Consider the following 18955-nt stretch of genomic DNA (forward strand, 5'->3'; position numbering starts at 1 on the left):
TCACCTCACCGGGGTATGCCGCGTCAAAGCCGTTTTGGAATAATCCGTTCCGGTTTCTTGTGGTTGCTGGGCCTGGTCGGCTCGGCGCGCAGAGCGTCCGCCGCCACGCCGCAGAATGAGGCCAAGGCGGGCAAAACTATCCGACGCTGAATTCGGCTCTGTTTCAGCTAAAAATGCATCCAGATCTGGCCATATCCGAACCGCCTGATCCAAATCCGGGTCACTACCCTCAGTGTAAAGCCCGGCACGAATCATGGTCTCGGACGCAGCATAGGCGCCCAGGTGCGCGCGCACTTTCGAAATAAGGGCGTTTTCGTCGTCATTGGCAGCGGCTGGCAGGCTACGCGAAACTGAACGGAGAAGGTCAATCGCCGGGTAGCGGCCACGCTCCGCGATCTTGCGGTCAAGCACCACGTGACCATCCAGAACCCCGCGCAGGATATCCGCGACAGGCTCGTCCATATCCGAGCCGGCAACCAGAACGCTGAACAGCGCGGTTATATCCCCCGCCTGCCCCACACCGGGGCCAGCGCGTTCACAAAGCGACATGATCATATGAGAGGTCGTGGCCGGGTAACCGCGCAGCGCGGGCATCTCACCAGAGGCGGTCGCCACCTCGCGATGCGCCTCGGCAAAGCGGGTGATGGAGTCGGCGAGAAACAGCACATGCTGCCCCCTATCCCGAAAAAACTCCGCAACCGCCATGGCTGCCCAAGCGCAACGCCGCCGGATCAGCGGCGACATATCAGAAGTCGCGGCAACTATGACGGCGCGGCGCATCCCCGCGGGCCCAAGTACTTTCTCGACGAATTCGCGCAACTCGCGGCCACGCTCCCCGATCAGCGCGATTACCACAACATCGGCCTGCATGTTCTTGCCCAGATGCCCCAGAAGGCTGGATTTTCCCACGCCCGAGCCGGCGAAGAGCCCGAGACGCTGTCCGCGCACGATGGGCAAGACCGTATTGAACGCAGCCATGCCGGTTTCCAGCCGCTCCCCCAGCGCGCGCCGCTCCGCTGGCGCTGGCGGATGCGCCCGCAGGGGATAGGAGACCTGCCCGGGGGCCAGTGGCATCCCGTCGAGGGGGGTGCCAAAAGGGTCAATGACCCTACCGATCCATCCCGGCGCGGGCGAGATCGTTGCGGCGTCCAGCAAAAGCGCCGAATCGCCCAATGCCACGCCAACTGGTGCTTCATCCGGCAAGATCACGGTGCGGCCATCTTCCAGTTGAACGATCTCACCATGCAGCGGGCCGGATACCCGCTCAATGCGCACACGATCGCCAAGCCGCGCCTCGCCGGAAAGGCCGGACAAACAAAGGGCATGGCCCTGTACCGCGCTGACCCGGCCAACCGGGCGAACGGCCTTCAGGCGGGCGATCTGGCGTGTCGGGGGGGGCAGGATGTTTTCGGTCATCGGCAACTCCAAATGCTTTTACGCAAACCCTTTCTAAAGGAATCACGGTTAAGCCTTGATTGAAGCCAATCGAGGGAGAAGCCCCGATGTTTGAAAATCTGGATATCTTTCGCATGTCGTCTGCCATGGCGCATCATGCGGGCGCGCGGCAGGCGCTGATTGCGCAAAACATGGCCAATGCCGATACACCCGGCTATGCCGCACGGGATCTGGAGCCATTTAAGGCCTATTTAGAGACCGATAAGGGCGATTTTCGCCCGAGGGCCACACGCGCCGCGCACTTGCATGGAGCAAGTGCGGACCAGCCCTATGAACCCACCGTTCGCCAGGAGGGAGAGACCGACCCCAACAGCAACTCGGTTTCGATCGAAACCGAGATGGTCAAGGCTGTGGAGGTCAAGCGGCAACATAACCGCGCACTGGCCATCTACAAGCACTCCCTGACGGTACTGCGCGGTGCCGTCAGCACCCGTTGAGGAGACCCAGAATGAGCGAATTTGCCAAATCCCTTGACGTGACCGCCAGCGGTTTGAAAGCGCAGGCACAACGCCTTCGCCATTTGTCGGAAAATATAGCCAATGCCGATACGCCGGGATACCGGCGCAAGACCATCGCTTTTCATACCGAATTCACCGCGGGAGAAGGTACAGGCCGAGTGGAAACCGGGCCTGTGCAGTTGGATCGCGGCCCACTCAAACAAGTTTATGACCCAACCCACCCCATGGCCGACAAATCCGGCCATTATCAAGGATCCAACGTGGATCTGGTGATTGAAATCGCTGACGCGCGCGAAGCGCAGCGCAGCTATGAGGCGAACCTCAAAATGTTCGAGCAGGCACGGCAAATGTCTTCGGGCCTGATGGACCTGCTTCGCAAATAAAGGAGATCCAGAATGGATATCAAATCCCTTTCCGCTGTTCAGCAATATGCAGCGGCCCGCCCCGCGACCGAGGCAAAGCCCGGCGCGGGCGGACCAGCGGAAACCTTTGGCGATGTCGCGCGCGATTTCGCCGCCACCCTGCGCGAAAGCGAGGCCACCGCCAAGGCGGCGATGACCGGCGAAGCCGACCCGCATGCCCTCGTGCATGCCCTGGCGCAAACCGAACTGGCTGTGGAAACCGCGGTAACGGTGCGCAACAAGGTGGTCGAAGCCTATCAGGAAATCCTGAGAATGCCGGTCTGATCATGCTGGATCAGGTGGTTTTCTTCGACTCCATGCGTCAGGGCCTTTGGGTGGCAGTGATCATCTCCTTCCCGATCCTGGCGATGGCCTTGTTTGCGGGCGTCACGGTAGGCTTGTTTCAGGCTCTGACCTCGATCCAGGAGCTGACCCTGACTTTCGTTCCGAAACTGGCGGCGATCGTGGCGACCTTTTGGCTGACCATGGGATTCATGACGCAGACACTGGTCGGTTTTTTCCAAGACCGGCTGATTCCGCTTATCATCGGAGGATAGATTGGAGAATACAGGTTACACGACCCTGACACGGCAATCGGGCCTCTTGCGCGAGTTGCAGGTGGTTGCCAACAATATCGCCAATGCCTCGACCACCGGATACAGGCAGGAGGGATTGATCTTTGCCGAACATGTGATGCGCACCGAAGGTGGCCCCTCGCTTTCGATGGCAACGGCCAATGTGCGCAATACCTCGATGCTGCAAGGGGCGCTGACACCAACGGGCGGTACACTTGATTTCGCGATTGAGGGGCCCGGTTTCTTCCTGATCGAAACACCGCAGGGGGAGCGCTTGACCCGGGCGGGGAATTTCACGCTCTCGGCCGCAGGCGAGATGGTGACAAACGATGGTTTCCGCGTGCTGGATGCTGGCGGCGCACCGGTTTTCGTGCCGCCCGATGCGAAAGACGTGTCTGTGTCGCGCGATGGCACACTGAGCGCGGATGGTCGCCCCCTTGGACAATTGGGCCTTGTGCGTCCAATCGACGCCCATGACCTCATTCGCGAAGATGGCGTGATGTTCCGGACGGAAGGCGGAACAGAGCCTGTTTTGGACACGCGCATCGTTCAGGGCTTCCTTGAAAGCGCCAATGTCGACCCCATCGGACAGATCGCGCGAATGGTGGAAATCCAACGCGCCTACGAGATGGGGCAAAGCTTCCTGGATGCCGAGAACGAGCGCATCCGCACGGCCCTCAAGGCCTTCACACGTTAATCGCAGGAGACAGATATGCGCGCCCTGAAAATTGCCGCCACGGGCATGGCCGCCCAACAGATGCGGGTTGAAACAATTTCCAACAACCTCGCGAATATGTCGACCACCGGCTATAACACCCGCCGGGCGGAATTTGCCGATCTGCATTACCAGCAGATGGCCCGCCCCGGTACGGTCAACGCAAATGATGGCACGGTTTTGCCCACCGGGGTGCAGCTTGGCCTTGGGGTGAGGCCTGCCGCCGTTTCCGTGAACCTTGCGCAGGGGGCGCTTTCGGCCACGGGTGGCGATCTGGATGTAGCGATTGAAGGCAATGGATACCTGGAGGTCAGCCTGCCATCGGGTCAATCGGCTTTTACGCGCGACGGTGCGCTGAAACGCTCGGCGGATGGATTGATTGTCACCTCGGACGGCTACCCCGTGCAGCCCGAGATCACCATCCCCGACGATGCGAGCAGCCTGTCGATCAACCCGGCGGGGGAGGTTTACGTGTACTTCCGCGATGCCGCCGAGGCACAATTGGTCGGGCAATTGAACATGGCCGGTTTTACCAACGCCAAGGGGTTGGAGGCCATCGGCAGCAATCTTTTCCTTGAAACCGAGGCGTCGGGTGCGGCGCTAACCTCCACGCCCGGCCAGGACGGGCTTGGCACCCTTCGGCAGGGCTATCTTGAGGACAGCTCGGTTGATCCGGTCCGCGAAGTGACCGAGTTGATCGAGGCACAGCGCGGTTATGAGCTCAATTCCAAGGTCATTTCCGCCGCGGATCAGATGCTTGGCGCAACCACGCAGGTGCGCTGATGATCCGGCTTGCCGCCTTTCTACTGACCCTAGGGGTACCCGCCATGGCCGATACGGTTTTGGCAACGCGCACCATTCGGGCCCAAAGCATCATCGGCCCCGGCGATGTGGTGGTGAAAGCCGTCGACATCCCCGGCGCGGCCACCAGCCCCGAAGCGGTGATCGGGCTGGAAGCGCGGGTGTCGCTTTACGCCGGGCGGCCCATCCGGATGAACGATGTAGGGCAACCCGCATTAGTGGAGCGCAATCAGGTTGTGCCGCTGATCTTCGAGAAGAACGGGCTGCAAATCACAACCGAGGGGCGCTCACTGGACCGGGCGGGGTCTGGAGAGACCGTGCGCGTTATGAACATGTCCTCGCGCAATACCGTGTCGGGCCGGGTTCTTCCGGACGGGCAAATCATGGTGTCACGATAAGGAAAAAATATGTATTTGAGCCGAAATAGTCTCTGTTTTATTGCATTGATCACGCTTGCAGGCTGTGGTGGCCGGCTGGATCATTTCGGCAAGCCACCCAGCTTCACCCCCACTGAGGCGACCTCGGAACATGTTGCCATGCTCCAACCTGGGCTTCCCCTGCACAGCGACGTGCAGACGCCGGTGGATGAAGCCTCGCTTTGGTCTGGCAGTCGACAATCCTTATTCGGCGACCGCCGGGCAATGCAACGGGGCGATATCCTCACCGTCGTCATCGAGATCGACGAGGAAGCAGCTATCGAGAACTCCACCTCCCGATCACGCAATGCGTCGCAGAACATGGGCGTGCCGCAGCTTCTCGGCCTGCCACAGCGCATTGACGAACGCCTGCCCGACGGGGCGAGCATGGCGGATGCGGTCTCGCTCAACTCCTCGGGACAATCTGGCGGTGATGGGTCGGTTAGCCGCCGAGAGGAACTGACCCTCAGGGTGGCCGCAACAGTGACACAGGTCTTGCCCAACGGAGTGCTGGCCATCGAAGGGACACAGGAGGTTCGGGTGAACTTCGAACTGCGCGAGTTGCTGGTCACAGGCTACGTCCGGCCCGGCGATATCTCGCGGCAGAACGAAATTACCTATGACAAGATCGCCGCGGCGCGGATTTCCTACGGCGGGCGCGGCCAGATCACCGATGTGCAGCAGCCCCGCTATGGGCAGCAAGCGCTTGATATGCTTCTGCCTTTCTGAGGACTCCGAGATGTTCAGAAAACTCCTTCCTGTACTTCTTTTGCTTGTCGGTCTGGGTGGCGGCGTCGGTGCGGGCCTTGCCCTGCGACCCGCACCGCCCGATAAAGAAGTGGATATCAAGGCAAAGGAAACGCAAGATACCAAGGAGGAAAGCCAGAGCAAGGATACGGCAAAGGACGACAAGCAGGATGCCTCGGAATTGGCATACGTTAAGTTGAACAATCAATTCGTCGTTCCAGTCGTGAACAATGATCTGGTCGATTCGCTCGTCGTGATGTCCTTGAGCATTGAAGTGCAACAGGATCTGACATCCGTGGTTTACGAGCGCGAGCCGAAGCTACGTGATGGATTTCTTCAGGTGCTCTTCGATCACGCGAATATGGGAGGCTTTGAAGGTGAATTCACCAATTCCAACAACATGGACGTGCTACGTGGAGCGCTGAAAGACGTGGCGCAAGGCATTATCGGAAAAGGCGTTGGCAGCATCCTGATCACGGACCTTGCTCGTCAGGACATTTGACGCGGCAAGGCTTGGGCTGTTCCGACAGCTGATCATAGCTGCAACTCTGAAGCCCCAAGACCTGTTGGGGCGCTCCATTGACCCGATTTGAGCAACATTAGAGACTGAATCTCTTCAAGTGTCGCCTTCTCACGAAGGGCCTTGCGCACCTCGGCCTGTCGTCGGTTCAGTATGGACACAGCCTCGGCCTTACCGAAGGACTTACAAAGGGCTGCCATTTTCTCTGCCTTCCTCGCCAAAACCTGCGCCAAACGAATCTGTAGCTCTGCGCGGCTTTCAGCGACCCAAGCACGCCACATCATATCCCCGCCCAAACGTTGCAGATCCGTCAATTCATCGGCGGGGACTGCGGCGTTTTTACTTGTTTTTTCATCGAGTTCGGCCAAGGCACGACGAAGGCGACGTTCTTCGACCAAAACAGGCTCTAATTCAGCCAGTTTTGAGCGATATAGAGCCTCTGTCAAAACCACCAGATCACCGACCAACTGTGTCATCTCCGGAACCCCTTCGCCTTGTGTCTCATCTTGTCCGCAAACCGGATCGCGGCAGCGACCGTGCGATATTGCGAGGTGTCAATTTCCGCTCCTATCTCGGTCATTGCATGAATGGCGCGGGCCGTTGGGGGATCAACGCGAACGGGCACACCGTGTTCGATAGCCAGATCGCGTATCGTGAGGGCCAAGTGGTCCTTGCCTTTCGCCACGCAAACCGGTGCCGCACCCGGCGCGCGGCTCCACTGCAAGGCCACGGCATAATGCGTCGGGTTCATGATGACCACGTCGGCCTTTGGCACATCTGCCATCATCTGGTTCGTGGCGATCTCGGTGGCGCGTTGGCGGCGCTGCTGCTTCATGTGCGGATCACCTTCGTTTTGCTTGTGCTCCTCCTTGATCTCACGATGGGACATCCGGTTTTTGCGACGGTGGTCGTGATGCTGAAACACGAGATCGACACCACCAATCACAAGCGCGATCACCAGAACGACCGACATGAATTCGACGACCATCCGGGCGAGCAAGGCACCCACGATCTGTGGCTCGGCGTGCAGCGTCCCGGCCATGTCCGGCAAACGGTAGGTCAGGTAGAGCCCAAGGACGAGTGAGTAACTCAGCAGCTTCACAAAGCTCTTGGCAAATTCGAACAGGCCGGATGGCCCGTATTTCTGCTTGGCATTCTGGACTGGGTTCAACCGTGAGGTCTTGGGCTTCACCTTGCTGGGCGCGAAGACAAAGCTGCGTTGCGCCAAAACCGACAAAATCGCCAAACCCGCAGGAACCAAGAACCAAGCCAACAAGGCCAAGCCAACGGTGCCGATCAATCCGCCCATAAGCGGCGTGGCCGGACCGTCGAATAGAACCGGTGCCAAATGCGACGATTGGCCGACCAGCACCATCAAGCCCTCGCTCATCATCTGGATCGAAGCCGTGCCCGCGACCAAACCGGCCAACAAGAACCCCGCGTAGGACGCTGCCGTTGTCATGTCAACTGAGCGAGCAACCTCACCTTTCTTGCGCGCCTCGTCCAGCTTGTGCTGCGTCGGTTCGTGGGATTTGTCTGCCTCATCGTCCTGCCCTGACATTCATCCCGCTCCCAATGGGTTGGCCAGGAAGCCATCAAGTGCATGCGCCCATATAGTCAGCATTGTAGGGGCAAGGAGAAACAAGAAGAGCAGGCCCAATCCGGTAATGACCGGTGCACCGACGAAAACGACCATCAGCTGTGGCATGGCCCGGTTGATGATGCCGAGCGTCAGATTGTAAAGCACCGAAACAATCACGAATGGTGCCGCCAAGGTGAAGGCCAATGCAAAAGCGCCCGCAACCTGCCGCATTCCCCATTGCCCGACCGAAGACGCCTCTGGCAGGATGCCTACAGGAAAAATACCATATGTCAGGATCACCATCTGGATCGCGCGCACATGCAGGCCGAGGATCATGACCAAGGCCAGGCCGCCGATCACCAAGAAATGACCGATCGCGGGAAGAGGCGTCACACCCGCGCCACCCAGAATATGCGAAAGCGATGTCGACTGCCCAGCAATCGAACCTGCCGTTTGCAGCGCCATGACAAATAACCGAACGCCAAGGCCAATCAGGATGCCAATGGCGGTTTCGCTCAGCACCAGCCAGAAAAAACCACCCGAATTGGTCGCTTCCGGCGGAATCCATGGCGCGACGGCCGGAGCGGTGAAGACGGTGATCAACAAGGCCAGCACAAGTTTGACCCGTACGGGAACCGTGCTTTCACCAAGGCCGGGAAACAGGAAAATCGCCGGACCGACACGCAGGAAAACGGCGATATGCAACCACAAGAGGCCCTGCGTCAGGTCCAGGGCCGCATCCGCCGCTGTCATGCTGCCACCATACCGACAAGACTTGGCCTTGCGTCCAGACCGATCTCCTCGAAGGAAAGAACGGGCGTGTTGATCCGCTTCGCAGATAGAGCAGTCTTGAGAAATCTCCGGCGCGCGGTCGAGGTGACGATCGCAGGTGAGATCCCCTGCTGCGCCACCTTGTTGACCTCTTCGGCAACGCCACTCGTCAGGGTATTGAACAACTCGGGCGGAAGCGCGACGTCCAAGCGCCCACGGTCACCATCCACTTGGTAGGTCGAGAACGTATCCTCCCACTCTGGCGCCAATTGTATGAGCGGCAGGCTCCCATCCGCTTGCTGAAGGCCAGCGACAAGCTGAAATCCAAGACGCTGGCGCACATGCTCGCAAATCGCCTCGGGCGTGGCATGCGCCTGTCGTGCTTCGGCCACAGCCTCAAGGATCAACGGCAGATTTCGGATTGACACCTGCTCAGCCAATAGTAGGCGCAAGACGGCATGCAAAAGATCAGATGGCACGCGATCGGGAATCGTTTCGTCAAGCAGCTTGCGGTTGGCCTCGGCCCGTTTCGGATCAGAGAGATTGACCATCTCGTCCAGCAGGCGACGCATGGATTTCATGGTCAGCAAGCGGCTCAGATTACCTCGGATCACCTCAAGCAAATGGGTCGCCAGCACTTCGGCAGGAGCTACGATGGTCGCCCCGGCCAGGGCTAGGTCCTCTTGCCCACGGGCATTGATCCATCGGGCCGGCGCGCCGTAAACAGGCTCTGATACGGCCTCACCAGACGGGAGTTCCGATGTACTGTCGGGGTCAAGCAGAAGGACCTGATCGGGTCGCAGTGTATCCCGTGCTTGCTCTACCCCCTGCACACGGATCACGTAACTTCCCGGCGGCAGGGCTGGCTCATCCGTCAGGCGAACTTCCGGCAGGATCACTCCAAAATGCGTCGCCACATGCTTTCGGATATTGGCGATCCGGGTATCCAGCCCAGTTCCCGGGTCCAGAACCATGTTGACCAGATCTGGGGCGAATTCGACATGGATATCGTCAAGTTCAAGGATGTCCCCCAGCGACCGTTCGGCCGGCAAGGGTACCTCGGGGTCGGGGCTTGCCTCTGAGACTTCGGCGGCACGATTTTCACGATGCAACCAAAGGGCCATGGCCCCAAGGCCGATGCCACCCAGCATGAAGGGCACGAAGGGCAGCCCCGGCACCAACGCGAAAAGCACCATCAAGAGTGCGACCGTCGCCACCGCCACCGGGTGCCTGCCAAGCTGCGCCCCAAGCGCGAGATCGGTCGCCCCCTTTGCGCCACCACGAGCAAGCAAAAGCGCCGATGCGATGGAAATGACAACCGCCGGAATTTGCGTGACGAGTCCATCGCCGACCGTGAGAATTGCATAGGTCTCAAAGGCGGTTGCGATAGCCATATCATGCACGACAGTGCCCATGATCAGGCCCATCACAAGGTTCAAAAGCGTGATGAGCAGACCGGCGACTGCATCACCTTTGACGAATTTTGACGCCCCGTCGAGCGACCCGAAAAACGTGGTTTCCTGTTGCTCCCGCTCGCGCCGCTCGCGTGCTTCAGCGTGGTCGATGGCCCCTGCGGAGATATCGCTATCGATGGCCAGCTGCTTGCCCGGCATACCATCAAGGGCAAATCGCGCGCCTACCTCGGCCATGCGCGCCGCCCCCTTTGTGATCACCATGAAGTTCACGATCAGCAGCACGCCGAAAACGACCAGGCCAAGAAAGACGCTTCCGCCCATGACGAAGTTTGCAAACCCTTCGATCACGTCCCCCGCGGCGCCGGTGCCGGTGTGCCCCTGTCCGATGATCAACTTTGTCGACGACACGTTCAGCGATAACCGAAGCATCAGGGAGGCCAGAAGGATCGTTGGAAAAGATGAGAAATCCAACGGCTTTTCGATAAAAAGCGTGACGGTGAAGATCAAAATCGCCAGTGCGAATGACGCGGCAAGTCCCACGTCGAGAACGGCGGCCGGCATCGGCAAGATCATCATGACGATGATTGCCATCAGCGCCAGCGCCAGAAGCACAGTCGGTTGAAAGAGGGCTCGCACGGAGAGATTACCCATGGGCTAGCGTACTCCGACAATCATTTGGCAGTGCGCCGCTCTCCTGCCGTAGTGCAAAGAGAGTGATGAGTAGTCTGCTGCCTGTTGAGGTTCGGATTGCCAGGCGCTCGAAGCATCATAGCCTGGGCTCACACCGGTTGAGGGCCACGAAACAAGCAGCAACACGAGTTGCGCGGAATTGGCAGCGCTCTGGTGAAGCAACCCTGCCTCGTTTGCCAACGCAGGCAAGCGGCCCATACTCGCCGTCGTGCGCGCTTTGTTGGGTTGAGAGAAAAACGCTCTTCGTTTCTTGGGCACTTTGTGACCTTCCTTGAAAGTGCGTTCTGCACTTGTGAGAGAGCTATCGAAAAAGAGTTGATTTTCAGTAATTGCAGATCGGGTTCTCTATCCGTCTTCTGTCTCAAAGGCGCGGGTTTCCAGAAGGTCGCGAAGCATCTCACGCACTTCCCCGCTTTCGCCAAGCAAGTCGCGGCTTTGACGCAACTGTCCCACATCGGTCTCATCGCTTTGCGGGGGGGCGGTCATGTATTCCGCCACCTCCGACAAGGGCGCGCCCTGTGCCGCCAGCTCCTCCCAATCCTCGGCCAGCCACGCTTGCAATCTGGCGTCGTCATCCCGTCCGGCACTGGCAAAAAGCTGTGCCGCGGCGGCGTGTTGGCCCAAACGGCTACGCGCTTCGGCCCGCAGCGCATTTGCATCTGCGCCTGCAAGACCCAGTAATTCAACTTCGGCTTGCCGAGGACGACCTTCGTGCAAGGCAACGCGGGCGCGTAGTATTTGCCTGTCTCTTTGCGCCGTACCTCGGGCAGGACCTTGGAGGTGATGTCGCGCCGCATCGGAAAATCCAAGCGCCAGAAAACGGGCGGCAATGGCATTGTCCACAGCAGGCTCCAGATTCGGCACAGCCCCGGGCACCTGCGGAAGGGCATACTGAAGAAACTCCAGATCATCGCCCTTTTGTGCGAGACGGCTCATCACATCATTCTCCAGACCAACAAACGCCTCTGGTTCGCTCGACTGAACCCGGCGAAGTTCGTCAAAGGCTTGATGGAACGCCCCCGAGGCAGCAAGCGCAGCCACATGGGCCCAGATCAAATCCTTATGTATGGCGGCGTTGCGGTTCTCACTGGCATAGGCTCCCGCCAATTGCGCCATCTCGAAAGAAATATCCTCACCAGACTCCCAAAGCGTTTCTATACGGCGCACCAACGCCTGGGCTGATGGTTCCGCATTCTGCTCGACAACCTCATCAAGCGTCTTGCCCGCACCTTCGGCATCACCTTCAGCCAGCCTTAGCTCGGCCTTCGCCATGCCAATTTGGGGTGAAACATTCTCGGTGCCGCGCTCCAGGATCCGCAGGATGCGATTGGCGGTTTCAGTTCGGTCCGCATCGAGAAACCTCTGCGACAACGTGGGGCCCACGTACCGCCTCAGGTGTGGTGGCAAGCCGGAAAAGGCGCGCAGAACCGCATCTGTATCCACAGGCATATCGGCAGGCAGCTCTTGATAAGACAGAGCGGCCCAAACCGCGACGGACGTCGCACAATCCAACTGCTTTGACAGCACCGATTGAGGTGATGCATGGCCTTCTCGCAGGATTTGCGCCATGGCCTGCAAGATGGTCGTTTCCAACGACGGAGTAGCGACAAGGCCAAGCGCACGCTGCGCTTCGGCCCCGAACCCGAAAAAGACATAAAGCCGCGCCAAGGCCAAGGCCACGCTTTCGTCGGGCTTGTCGAATTCCCCGAACAGACGCCTGTTCAATGGCCCGATTTGTGCGCCAAATGGTTCCTCGGTCCCCCAATTCGCAACCCGAGTGAGCTTGTCCGACAGGCAATCACCTCGGCCCGATAAAGGGCCGATCAACTGCTCGGCATGCGCCAAGACATCACGGTCAATGCTGGATCGCGCGCGCAGGTTGGCCAGTGGTTCCGGCTTGGTCTCTTGCGGTGCGGGTTTCTCTGCGGCATCCGATGCACCCTCTTTCGCGCTTTCCGTCTCCTGTTGGCTTGCCGGGCCTTGGCTCGGCCATTGCACGTTGGGTGACAACAATCCTTGGGAGGCAGCCCGCGCAATCTGCCCCATGACCTGCGCATGTTTCTGACGCAGATCTTTGGCCTTTCTCAGGCTTTCATTGGCCTGTGCAATCGGCTTGGCCTCGTTCAACATTGGAGGTGCGGACAATGCCTGCTCTGCCAAGCTCACCGATGGCTTGGTTCGCGGCCAAATCGTAATTGGGCCAGTCTCCTTATGATCTCTCGCCGGTCTGCGAGCTGTTGCGACCTGTCGCAATCGTGGCCTCACCACCGGCGAGCCGGCAGAAGCATCCGCGATATCCACCACGAGCATTGTCGAGGTATGCCAGAATGCATCGACGTCACAGTCACAGGCAAGATCAAGCCGCAGCTGGCCGGGTTCCGATTGTTGCACGGCCCTCAGCCGATCGCGCGGGATGCGATCGAACACAGCCTCAGTCCGAAACTGGAACGGTTGGTCAAAGGCAAACACCTTGCTGTTTGAGTCATCAGACAAGGTCCATTCCGCCCGCACGGGAAGGTCGAACACCAGACGCGTGAAATCCTCATGCTCACCCGAGCGAATGGTCACTTCCTGGGCAAACAGCCCCAAAGGCCACATCATGGAAAAGATGGTCAGCGCCAATACTCGCATCAGGCCGCATCCTGTTTGACGCCTTTGAGCGCCTCTTCAAGATCGGAAAAACTCGGTCGGATATGCGACGGGGTATTCTGGCGCCCGACCTCGATACAGATGTTCGTGGCATGGTTATGCAAATTGGCGACCAACACCTCGCGGATCAGATGATAGAAATGACTGTCTTCCTCAACCACGGCCTTGACCTTGCCCGCGAATGGCCCAACGAAACCATAGGCAAGGAACACCCCCAGAAAGGTGCCGACAAGCGCGCCGCCGATCATCTTACCCAAGATTTCCGGCGGTTGATCAATCGACGCCATGGTCTTGATCACCCCAAGCACGGCCGCCACGATACCCAGAGCCGGAAGACCGTCCGCCACGGTTTGCAGCGCGTGACTGGGGTGCATGGAATGGTGCAGTGTCGCCTCCATCCGCTTGTCCAGAATCTCTTCAACCTGATGCGGGTCGTCATAGTTCATCGAAGCAGACCGCATGGTATCGCTGATCAGCGCCACGGCCTCTTTGTCCGCGAGAATTTTGGGATACTTCGAAAAAATCGAAGACTCCTCGGGCGTCTCGATATGCTCCTCGATGGCCACCGGATTTTGCCGGGCCAACCGGATCAGCTCAAATAGCAGGCAAAGCAGGTCACGATAGTCATCAGGCTTCCATTTAGGGCCCTTGAAGACCTTGCCGATATCCTTGGCCGTATGTTTGACGGCGGACATGTCGTTGCTGATCAGAAAAGCCCCGACCGCTGCGCCGCCAATCATCATCATCTCGAAAGGCAAAGCCTTCAAGATGATGCCAAGCTTGCCACCTGCGGCCAAATATCCGCCAAACACCATGGCGAAGATCATAACAATACCAATTATACCAAGCATTTTCTTCTCCAGCCGTTGCTGAGAGGAACGCGGCACGTGCCGCGCCCTGCTTCACTCTTTGGGAACATTCGCGTTGCGGCCGGCCAGAACGACGCTGAAGGTATGCGCGGCCTGCGGCGTAAGGCCTGCCATTATTGCGGCGGCAGCTTCGGGGCGCATTCGACCAAGAAAACCGGCGGCGAAATTCGGGTCCATTTCCTCGAACAAGGCAGCCGCTTGCTTGGGCTTCATGCTCTCATAGACCTTGGTCAAGCGACCCAGATCGGTTTCTGCGGCGCTTTCGGCCATGGCAATCGTCTGCCTGAGGCTTTCCTCAGCCTCGCGAAGGGCGTTCAGTTTCTTGTCGGTCTCGCGCTCAGCCACGGAAAGCGCCTGCATTCGATCCCTTATCGCCGTATCGCGCTGAGTCAGAGTCTTTTCGCGTTGCTGTATAGCTGCAAGAACACGCTTGAGGTCCTCTGGTGTTTCGCAAGCCCGGGGAGCGGCCTCCGACAATGGACTGACCTCGACCCCATCCTTGGCAAGAGCCAAAGCCTGCCCTGCCCCATCCCCCATCCGCAAACCTGCAGATAGCAACAAGATGCTAGCGATCATGACAAGGGCTCCGCGGCCCGGCTGACGTCGGCGGTTCTTCCGGGTCATCATGCCACCTCACTGTCATTCGCGTTATGGCGCTTGAAAACCGGCCCATCCGGCGCCTTGGGTGCCGGCGCGCTCGTGGGCACGTCGTGCATCGAGGCCACCATGAGCTCCAACCGTTTGGCCACGGTTTCGGCCCGGTCGGTCAACCCTTCCAGTGATTGTGTGGAGTTGCTCGCCGTGCTTTGGGCCGCCTCCAGTGTCTTGGCCAGATCATCGACCTGTGCCGACAGAACGGCCACAGCCCCGCCGACACCATTTTCCAGGTCATTGAAGCGGCGCAAGCGTCTGGCCAAAACGAAACAGTAGAAGCCAGCGCCCAGCGCGCCCGCGACAAGCAATATATCGGCAATCAATTCCATCCCTCACCTCAATTCAGTACGAATTCCATGATCAGCAGGTCCCGCACCCGGTCACCCCCGGTTACGATCTGCACACGGCGCAACATTTGCGCCCGCAAGCGAATCAGGGCCGAACTCGCCTCAAGGTCCTCTGGTTCCAGCGCCCGCAGGTAGCTGTTGAGCACGTCGACAACCCGCGGCATCAACTTGGTCACTTCGGCCTCGTACGGCGCTCCTACCTCAAGCTGTGCTTGAAACCGCAGGTGTCTCGCAGCGCTTGAACCCAGAGAGATCACCATCGGATCGACCGGCACGAAGGCGACATCGGGCATCGCTTTTACTTTATCGGGCGATTCTTCCTCGGCGGTTGTTTCGGCACTGTCCGGCGCGAGAATCATGCCTGAATAGACGGCGAAGAATCCTCCGCCACCGCCTACCAAAGCCAGAACCAACCCAAGAATCAGCGGCAGTTTTGACGCCTTCTTGGGTGGGTCTTCTTCAGTGTTTTCCGTCTCGGTCATCTTTGTCACCTGCGAGTCGCCTCTGACAAACTATAGGCACGCAGGAACTAACCGATTGTTAAGCCAGATCAGCGAAAGATGACCTCAGCGAACGGCAGAAGCCGGGGATCAGGAGGCAAAGAATTGCAGCAGATTTTAGATGTCTGGAATGCGCTGGACGCGCGGCGGCGGGTGATCGTTTTCTTGGCCACAGCGGCGGTTTTCGCAGCGGTCTTGGGCCTCGCACGCATGGCCTCATCGCCAAGTCTGACTTTACTTTACGCGGGCCTTGAAAGTGGCGCCGCAGGCGATGTCGTCGCCGCCCTTGAGCAAAGGGGCGTGGCCTATGACGTCCGCGGCGGCGCAATCTTCGTCGAATCGGCGCGCCGCGATGAATTGCGCATGACACTGGCAAGCGAAGGCCTGCCCGCAACCTCGACCAAGGGTTATGAACTGCTTGATTCGATGTCGGGGTTCGGAACCACGTCGCAAATGTTCGATGCCGCCTATTGGCGCGCGAAAGAGGGTGAACTGGCCCGCACGATACAAGCGCATCCCGCTATCACCGGTGCACGTGTCCATCTGGCAAGCACAGGTTCAAACCCGTTCCAACGGGATGTCGAGCCTTCCGCTTCGGTGATGATCAACACCGCAAGCGGCGCGCTCACCTCGAAACACGCCCGCGCTTTGCGCTACTTGGTTGCCTCGGCGGTCACGGGCCTTGCACCCGATGATGTGTCGATCATTGACAGCACCGGGGGGTTGATCGGCGTGACCGAAGATGCGCCGACCAATGCCACTGACGACCGGGCCGAGGCCATGCGCAAAAGGGTGCAGCGCCTGCTTGAGGCCCGCGTCGGTCCCGGCAATGCGGTGGTCGAACTCAGCCTCGATACCGTCACCCGAACCGAATCAATGCGCGAACGTCGGATTGATCCACAAAGCCGTGTCGCGATCAGCACCGATTCCGAAGAGCGGACGAATACCTCGTCGGATCAAGGCGGCGGTGATGTCACCGTTGCCTCGAATCTGCCAGATGGTGAAGCCGGTGCCGGCGACACCTCGTCCAGCCAATCAAGCGAGACGCGTGAACGCGTGAACTATGAAGTGTCCGAGACCGAACGTCAGATCACCGTCGCCCCTGGCGCGATCAAGCGCCTGACTGTCGCCGTACTGGTCAATGGCACGACAACCACAAATCCCGATGGTTCAGAGGCCTTCACCCCTAGACCGGAGGAAGAATTGACCGCGCTCCGCGACCTCGTGGCCTCTGCCGTGGGCTTCGATGAGGAACGGGGGGATGTCATAACGCTCAAGACGATGCAGTTCGAAACCGTCCTGCCCAGCGGAACCGGTGCCGAAACCGGGTTCCTGGCTGGCCTCGCTCTGGATCTGATGTCGATCATCCAGGCGATTGTCTTGGCGGTTGTCGCACTGATTTTGGGGTTGTTCGTTGTGCGCCCCATCCTGATGCGAACCCAACCCGAAAGTCCCGCCCTTCTATCGTCTGAACCGCCCGAGACACCGCCCAACGAAGAAGCGACGCGCGTCCTGACGGGCGAGATAGATGATGGTGCCCGCGATCCTTCTGGCATGTCTCTAGTCGCGGGTCCGGAGGTGCCTCAGGACAACGAAACAGACGTGCCCGCGCTCACTCGCACCGCCGAAGATCCGGCCGAACGTCTGCGCAATCTGATCGGTGAGCGACAGCAAGAAACCGTTGAGATTCTGCGTAACTGGCTCGAAGGCGAAGAGGAAAACGCTTGATGAGTATTTCACATCTACTCGAAGACTTCAGCGCCCTAACCGAGGGCGACCCCGTGGCCTTGACCGATGTTGCACTCGAAGAAGAAAAGCTCGCGGCGTTCGAACGGGGCTATCAGGCGGGGTGGGACGATTCCACCAAGGCCGCGACTGATGACGCAAGCCATATATCCGCAGATTTTGCCCAGAATCTCCAAGATCTCTCTTTTACCTTTCACGAGGCGCAGGTAGCCGCGCTCAAGGCGCTGAAACCCTTGCTCGATCAAATGGTCGAAGCGGTGTTGCCGCGTCTCGCACAGGATAGCCTTGGCGAAAGGGTCCGAGAGATTTTGCACGATTTCTTGGACGCGCAAGAAACCGGCACGGTCACCCTCCTGACAGCGCCAGCAACCGCTCCGACCCTCGAATCCTTGCTGAACGGCGAAGACCAGCTGTCGGTCTCGGTTATTCCTGATCCTGTCATGGCCGAAGGTCAGGTGCGCCTGCGCCTTGAAGACCAAGAACGAGAGATCGACACAAAAGCGGTGCTATCCGCGATCTCCGAAGCAATCGAAACCTATTACGCCGACACCCTGAACGAGATGAAGGATTCCGCCTGATGACCGACACTCCAGATGCAGACGTCCCGCAAGATGCTGAGCTCAAAACCCCCTTTTCATCCGTGCCTATCGAAATCACGATATCGGTGGGCAAAACACGCCCTTTGATCCGTGAACTTCTGACGCTCAAGCGTGACGCCGTCTTACCACTCGACAAGCGCGTCGATGACGCAGTGGAACTCTATGTCGGTGAACGCCTGATCGCCCGCGGTGAATTGGAAGAAATGGAGGGCGACAATGCCGGACAACTGGCCGTGCGCCTGACCGAAGTGGCTGACCTGCATGACGGGTTGGGCTAAACACACCATGCGCTTTCACCAACTATTCGCGGCTCTGTCCTTAATTGCGGCCCTGTGCCTTGCAGGGCCGGCCGAGGCCCAGGAAATCGCCATTTCACTAGGCCAAGGTGGCTCGATCAGCGCCCGAACAATCCAGTTGATTCTTTTGATCACCGTCCTCAGCCTGGCGCCGGGGCTGGCCATCATGATCACCTGCTTCCCATTCATCGTCACCGTGTTGTCGATTCTGCGGCAGGGAATCGGACTGCAACAGTCACCGCCAAACATGCTGATCGTCAGTCTTGCCTTGTTCCTCACCTACTACGTGATGGAGCCGGTTTTCTCGGAGGCATGGGCCAGCGGCATCGCCCCGCTGCTCGACGAGACGATTGAAGTCGAAGAGGCGGCGCAGCTGGCCCTTGCACCGTTTCGCGATTTCATGGCTAGCCGTGTCGACAATGCCACCTTCAGCAGCATGGCCAACCTGCGGCCTGATACCGCCGGGATGACGGCCGCCCCCGAAGCCCCGCTTTCGGTTCTGGTGCCGAGCTTCATGCTTTCGGAAATTGCCCGCGCCTTTCAAATCGGCTTTTTGGTCTTCCTGCCTTTCCTGATCATCGATCTCGTCGTCGCTGCCATCCTGATGTCGATGGGTATGATGATGGTTCCCCCGGTCATCGTTTCGCTACCTTTCAAGCTGGCGTTCTTTGTCATCGCCGACGGCTGGACGCTCCTCGCGGAAAGTCTCGTACGCGGATATTTTTAGTCTCTGATAGGTCGCCTTTATA

At 59.1% G+C, this 18955-nt stretch carries 23 protein-coding genes; 13 read left to right on the top strand and 10 right to left on the bottom strand.

What is annotated here, in order from left to right; genetic code table 11:
• On the bottom strand, nt 1-1416 hold the full coding sequence (locus QZ498_RS03050) for a FliI/YscN family ATPase (protein ID WP_294620115.1): 1416 nt from the start codon (nt 1414-1416) through the stop codon (nt 1-3).
• Nucleotides 1417-1502: 86 nt separating this feature from the next.
• Here QZ498_RS03050 and QZ498_RS03055 point away from each other — a divergent pair, with 86 nt between their 5' ends.
• Genes QZ498_RS03055 through QZ498_RS03095 form a run of 9 tightly spaced genes read left to right on the top strand, consistent with a single transcriptional unit; the run spans nt 1503 to nt 6070 of the window.
• The gene (locus QZ498_RS03055; protein ID WP_294620117.1) at nt 1503-1892 is read left to right on the top strand and encodes a FlgB family protein; all 390 of its coding nucleotides are present in this window, start codon (nt 1503-1505) and stop codon (nt 1890-1892) included.
• A gap of 11 nt (nt 1893-1903) precedes the next feature.
• Nucleotides 1904-2296: a flagellar basal body rod protein FlgC gene (flgC, locus tag QZ498_RS03060; RefSeq protein ID WP_294620119.1), complete on the top strand. Its 393-nt coding sequence runs from the start codon at nt 1904-1906 to the stop codon at nt 2294-2296.
• 12 nt (nt 2297-2308) lie between these two features.
• Nucleotides 2309-2599 carry a flagellar hook-basal body complex protein FliE gene (fliE, locus tag QZ498_RS03065; protein WP_294620121.1) on the top strand — a complete coding sequence of 97 codons (291 nt, stop codon included), beginning with the start codon at nt 2309-2311 and terminating at the stop codon, nt 2597-2599.
• Between the two features lie 2 nt (nt 2600-2601).
• Nucleotides 2602-2871, top strand: a complete 270-nt coding sequence (locus QZ498_RS03070) for a flagellar biosynthetic protein FliQ (RefSeq protein ID WP_294620123.1) — start codon at nt 2602-2604, stop codon at nt 2869-2871.
• A gap of 1 nt (nt 2872) precedes the next feature.
• Entirely contained in the window at nt 2873-3586 is a 714-nt protein-coding gene (locus tag QZ498_RS03075; RefSeq protein WP_294620125.1) for a flagellar hook-basal body complex protein, read from the top strand.
• A 15-nt stretch (nt 3587-3601) separates the two neighbouring features.
• Nucleotides 3602-4387, top strand: a complete 786-nt coding sequence (gene flgG, locus QZ498_RS03080) for a flagellar basal-body rod protein FlgG (protein ID WP_294620127.1) — start codon at nt 3602-3604, stop codon at nt 4385-4387.
• Nucleotides 4387-4803, top strand: a complete 417-nt coding sequence (gene flgA, locus QZ498_RS03085) for a flagellar basal body P-ring formation chaperone FlgA (protein ID WP_294620130.1) — start codon at nt 4387-4389, stop codon at nt 4801-4803. Before flgG ends, flgA begins: the two co-directional genes overlap by 1 nt.
• Before the next feature lie 9 nt (nt 4804-4812).
• Complete coding sequence (flgH, locus tag QZ498_RS03090) at nt 4813-5550, top strand: flagellar basal body L-ring protein FlgH (RefSeq protein WP_294620132.1); 738 nt, start codon at nt 4813-4815, stop codon at nt 5548-5550.
• Nucleotides 5551-5560: 10 nt separating this feature from the next.
• Complete coding sequence (locus QZ498_RS03095) at nt 5561-6070, top strand: flagellar basal body-associated FliL family protein (protein ID WP_294620134.1); 510 nt, start codon at nt 5561-5563, stop codon at nt 6068-6070.
• Between the two features lie 32 nt (nt 6071-6102).
• Here the strand turns inward: QZ498_RS03095 and QZ498_RS03100 are convergent, their stop codons facing one another.
• The 9 genes from QZ498_RS03100 to fliL all read right to left on the bottom strand — a co-directional run bounded on the left by QZ498_RS03100 (nt 6103) and on the right by fliL (nt 15547).
• Nucleotides 6103-6564, bottom strand: a complete 462-nt coding sequence (locus QZ498_RS03100) for a hypothetical protein (RefSeq protein ID WP_294620136.1) — start codon at nt 6562-6564, stop codon at nt 6103-6105.
• Nucleotides 6561-7649, bottom strand: a complete 1089-nt coding sequence (locus QZ498_RS03105) for a flagellar biosynthesis protein FlhB (protein ID WP_294620138.1) — start codon at nt 7647-7649, stop codon at nt 6561-6563. Before QZ498_RS03105 ends, QZ498_RS03100 begins: the two co-directional genes overlap by 4 nt.
• Nucleotides 7650-8423, bottom strand: coding sequence for a flagellar biosynthetic protein FliR (locus tag QZ498_RS03110; RefSeq protein ID WP_294620140.1), 774 nt, complete (start codon nt 8421-8423; stop codon nt 7650-7652). It lies immediately after the preceding gene.
• Complete coding sequence (flhA, locus tag QZ498_RS03115) at nt 8420-10507, bottom strand: flagellar biosynthesis protein FlhA (protein WP_294620142.1); 2088 nt, start codon at nt 10505-10507, stop codon at nt 8420-8422. The genes QZ498_RS03110 and flhA overlap by 4 nt, the downstream gene beginning before the upstream one ends.
• A 384-nt stretch (nt 10508-10891) precedes the next feature.
• Entirely contained in the window at nt 10892-13177 is a 2286-nt protein-coding gene (locus QZ498_RS03120; protein ID WP_294620144.1) for a hypothetical protein, read from the bottom strand.
• Nucleotides 13177-14046 carry a flagellar motor stator protein MotA gene (gene motA / locus QZ498_RS03125; RefSeq protein WP_294620146.1) on the bottom strand — a complete coding sequence of 290 codons (870 nt, stop codon included), beginning with the start codon at nt 14044-14046 and terminating at the stop codon, nt 13177-13179. Before motA ends, QZ498_RS03120 begins: the two co-directional genes overlap by 1 nt.
• A gap of 51 nt (nt 14047-14097) precedes the next feature.
• Nucleotides 14098-14640, bottom strand: a complete 543-nt coding sequence (locus tag QZ498_RS03130) for a hypothetical protein (RefSeq protein WP_294620149.1) — start codon at nt 14638-14640, stop codon at nt 14098-14100.
• Between the two features lie 47 nt (nt 14641-14687).
• Nucleotides 14688-15047, bottom strand: a complete 360-nt coding sequence (locus tag QZ498_RS03135) for a hypothetical protein (RefSeq protein ID WP_294620151.1) — start codon at nt 15045-15047, stop codon at nt 14688-14690.
• An 8-nt stretch (nt 15048-15055) separates the two neighbouring features.
• Nucleotides 15056-15547 carry a flagellar basal body-associated FliL family protein gene (fliL, locus tag QZ498_RS03140; RefSeq protein ID WP_294620153.1) on the bottom strand — a complete coding sequence of 164 codons (492 nt, stop codon included), beginning with the start codon at nt 15545-15547 and terminating at the stop codon, nt 15056-15058.
• Nucleotides 15548-15670: 123 nt separating this feature from the next.
• Between fliL and fliF the strand changes: the two genes are divergently transcribed.
• Genes fliF through fliP form a run of 4 tightly spaced genes read left to right on the top strand, consistent with a single transcriptional unit; the run spans nt 15671 to nt 18933 of the window.
• Nucleotides 15671-17293: a flagellar basal-body MS-ring/collar protein FliF gene (gene fliF, locus QZ498_RS03145; RefSeq protein ID WP_294620155.1), complete on the top strand. Its 1623-nt coding sequence runs from the start codon at nt 15671-15673 to the stop codon at nt 17291-17293.
• Nucleotides 17293-17889, top strand: a complete 597-nt coding sequence (locus QZ498_RS03150) for a flagellar biosynthesis protein (RefSeq protein WP_294620156.1) — start codon at nt 17293-17295, stop codon at nt 17887-17889. The genes fliF and QZ498_RS03150 overlap by 1 nt, the downstream gene beginning before the upstream one ends.
• Nucleotides 17889-18188, top strand: a complete 300-nt coding sequence (locus tag QZ498_RS03155; RefSeq protein ID WP_294620157.1) for a FliM/FliN family flagellar motor C-terminal domain-containing protein — start codon at nt 17889-17891, stop codon at nt 18186-18188. Before QZ498_RS03150 ends, QZ498_RS03155 begins: the two co-directional genes overlap by 1 nt.
• A gap of 7 nt (nt 18189-18195) precedes the next feature.
• Entirely contained in the window at nt 18196-18933 is a 738-nt protein-coding gene (gene fliP / locus QZ498_RS03160; protein ID WP_294620158.1) for a flagellar type III secretion system pore protein FliP, read from the top strand.
• Nucleotides 18934-18955 lie beyond the last annotated feature (22 nt).

The sequence above is a fragment of the uncultured Roseovarius sp. genome (genome assembly GCF_913057115.1).
GTDB lineage: Bacteria > Pseudomonadota > Alphaproteobacteria > Rhodobacterales > Rhodobacteraceae > Roseovarius.